This window comes from Bartonella sp. AA23NXGY, assembly GCF_042197165.1.
In the GTDB taxonomy this organism is placed as follows: domain Bacteria; phylum Pseudomonadota; class Alphaproteobacteria; order Rhizobiales; family Rhizobiaceae; genus Bartonella.
Genome location: NZ_JBHIRO010000073.1, coordinates 1 through 1,271 on the forward strand (window position 1 = coordinate 1; position 1,271 = coordinate 1,271).

The 1,271-nt window shown below is 43.3% G+C and carries 1 pseudogene; it reads left to right on the forward strand.

The features are described 5' to 3' along the window. A pseudogene (locus ACFINY_RS09715) lies at positions 1–1,271 on the forward strand (filamentous hemagglutinin); the annotation flags it as partial.

The following is a 1,271-nucleotide window of genomic DNA, read 5'->3' on the forward strand; positions in this document are numbered from 1 at the left end:
AGAGATGGCGGTGGGACTGGAGATATTCTCTTTATTGCTCCAAGCGTTATGGTTGATGAGACAACGTCTGTTTTAGCGGCACGAGATTTCGTGATCAAGACGGGGGAGCTTAGAAATAGCGGTCAATTGGCATCGGGGCAGGATTTAGTCTTTAGCGTGACGGGCAATGTGACCAACAACAAAACGGGCTTAATTTATGTGAAGGGCAATGGTGCTTTACAAGTTGATGGGGCTTTGTTGAATGATTTTGGCACTATAATGGCAGAAGGTGATTTATCTTTCACCAATGCAGATGGCAGCGGAAAAAGCCTTTCGCTTGTCAATAAAGCAGGCTTTATTCAAGCTGGTGGAAACTTAAATATCCAAACCAACACCCTGAAAAACGAAGCCGATAGCACGCCCGTCATCACGGAAAAAACCAAATATAGCGATATTTCTTTCGAAAGACCAAAGGGTTCTGATCAACTCAGTGATGGGATGTTATATCAAGATGGTCCCAACCTTTGGGGAAAGGGTCACTTTGAGGATAGAACAATAGTTATTGCACACCAGTATATACCTAGGGAAGTATTTGTATTTGATAAAAATCTTTGGGCTAACAAAGAAGAAACGTACGGTAAAGCAACTTTGGAAGATGGAGCATTTTATAGGGCATTTACTTGGAAATATGATAAAACAAAAAGTAATATAAGACGGTATCAATGGAATAATCAGTCACATATGACAGAAGAAACTGTCACGCAGGGGTTTTCGCATAAGCCCACCATTCAGGGGATGATACAATCTCACGGCAATCTCATCATTAACGCCGATAACATTGACAACCATTATAGTTTTATAGAAGCAGGGGGAAATGCCTATATCCACGCCAATGTGCTCACCAATTTGGGTGCAACAACTTATAAAAACACCTATATGGGTTGTCAGGCTTATACAGACAGTTGTTATGGCTATAAAGCTGATGGAAGCCGCGATGTTTCTTTAGATATAGCCGATGGCAAATTTCGTCATATCCGCTCAGAAGCTTTGGAGAGTGTTCCTGGTCTTGTCCAAGCGGGTGGCACTTTAAATCTGGTGGTCGATCAACTCAATAACACGGCAGCGGAAGGTTCCATTACAGGGGATGCGCATTTTGAAGCAAAAACCGTTGAAGGCAATCCGCTGGAGTCCTTAAGCGGTTTAACCGGGGCTGGCGCTCTCTTTACACCAAAAGTGGATCTCAATAATGCAGGGGAACTTTCTGAGGGGCTCCCTTTACCAAAGCCCCAATC